General features: G+C 31.9%; 1 protein-coding gene. It reads right to left on the bottom strand.

Features of this window, described 5'->3' with window-relative positions:
* A partial coding sequence (locus tag H964_RS11865; protein WP_039767892.1) for a DUF6079 family protein occupies window positions 1-1,504 on the bottom strand: 1,504 nt, incomplete at its 3' end.
* Window positions 1,505-1,598: the final 94 nt, after the last annotated feature.

Raw genomic sequence — 1,598 nt, 5'->3', positions numbered from 1 at the left:
TCAATATTATATTGTAGAAATGTCTGTTCACTACATCGTCGTCTATTATCTCAGCCTTTTCCTCAATCTTTGCCATATAATCAATGCCCACTTTGGCAACATCTAAATAATATTGGTTATTTTCTTTGTTATATGAAATGAACTTGTTGTCAACAGTCTTTAATATCTCTTTTATTATAGACTCGATAGTGGTAATCAAAAAATCTTCTTCTTTCTCTGGTAAATCAGGAATATAAAAACACAAATCATCTTTGATATTTTCAATAGTCAATCCCAGCGGTACATGTATGTCACCAGTGGCAAGTCTATAAACACTAAGAGCTTTTATTATTTTAATTGCATAACTCTTGTAAACTCTCTTAGGAAAAGAGTTGTTAATTATGTTTTCCAGAACACTGCTTGCATCAATAACCTGTCTTACGTCAGGATTGGCTCTTGCAGCTGGCATTTCTTTTATAAAGTCCCAATAAGAATCATAAGAAATTATTCCTGTATCATCTTCAGGAATCTCTTCATCTAACAATTTTGAAATGGTTCGGCTAATAGTTTTTAAAATTTCTCTTTGCTCAGCGATAAGCACCTTTTGAAATACCTCTATGTAAGAAGGATGTATTGGATAAAGTTCTACAAATTCCTCAAGCCTATCACCCATATTCTTATACAGATTACTAAATTTTTTCAGATGTTCTCGAATAAGGGCTTTCTGAGCATCATTTTTTTTGAGCAGTCTTTGAGATACAACATATGCAATATCTTCTTTTTTGATAATTATATTCTCAAATCTGTCTTTCACCTGCATTATTTTATCTGAAACATGAGAAAAACTTGGACTGTCAAACAATGATTCCTGAACACCTGCGATTATTCTAACACGTGTGTTTTTACATACTTCACCTAATTCCCTCAAAAATCCCAAATCGAGCCTCAGTTCGTGCTCTTTTCTCGTTCTCAGAAAATCAAGCAATTCATCAATAACAATTAAGTATCCTTTTTCAGGATACTTTTCTTCAAACTTTGCCATCATTTCAATAATTGAATCCTTGTTATTAGAAATTTCATTCATTGATGGAAATGTATAATCAATCCCTCTTCTTTTCAAATCGCTTTCAATGTCCCTTTTTAAAATAATATCTCTCAAACTTGTTGTAACAGAGCCAATTTCTATTCTTACCACTTCAAATTTTCCAGCTATTTTTTCTGCTGCTTTCTTAAATTTTTCATTATTTACATAGTCTAATAAATCCTTATCTTCGGCAATAGCCGATATAACTGCCATCAAATGTGACTTACCTGTTCCATAGTTGCCAACAACAAATATTCCTTTATTATCATTAAATTCCTCAAATTGAAGCTGAGGAATGACAATATCACACAAAACCTCAGCCATTGAATCAGATATAACAAAAGTTTTAACTAAAGTTTTCGCCTTTTCCTTTTCATTAGCATCTACAAGTTGAATCAAGGTTTCAATTGGCTCAAAATTTATTACATCTTTATACCTCAAAAAACATCACTCCTCAAGATTTAATACATAGCACCCAACATTATCTATCTTATACTTTTTATATTCCTTAGCCTGCGGGGTTGCGTAGATGATA

Source organism: Caldicellulosiruptor sp. F32 (assembly GCF_000404025.1).
GTDB lineage: Bacteria > Bacillota > Thermoanaerobacteria > Caldicellulosiruptorales > Caldicellulosiruptoraceae > Caldicellulosiruptor > Caldicellulosiruptor saccharolyticus.
Note: the sequence above shows the minus strand (reverse complement) of the source record. Positions and strands in the feature narration are given on the sequence as shown.